We start from the raw sequence: 233 nt of genomic DNA on the forward strand, positions 1-233 counted from the left end.
CGATCATCGCCGTGGCCGATCCGATCAAGGAGACGACGCCCGCGGCGATCAAGGCGCTGCACGATCTCGGCCTCAAGGTCGCGATGATCACCGGCGACAACAAGCGGACGGCCGAAGCTATCGCCAAGCGCCTTGGGATCGACGAGGTGGTGGCGGAAGTCCTGCCGGACGGCAAGGTCGACGCGGTACGCCGCCTCAAAGCCCAGCATGGCAAGGTCGCTTTCGTCGGCGAT

Annotated in this window: 1 protein-coding gene; it reads left to right on the forward strand. The window is 65.7% G+C overall.

The window, feature by feature from the left end; all coding sequences use genetic code 11:
- Positions 1-233: HAD-IC family P-type ATPase (locus tag SB764_RS44910; RefSeq protein ID WP_410867425.1), on the forward strand; the 233-nt coding region annotated here is incomplete at both ends.

The organism is Paraburkholderia sp. SIMBA_027, from assembly GCF_046535315.1.
Classification (GTDB): Bacteria; Pseudomonadota; Gammaproteobacteria; order Burkholderiales; family Burkholderiaceae; genus Paraburkholderia; species Paraburkholderia tropica.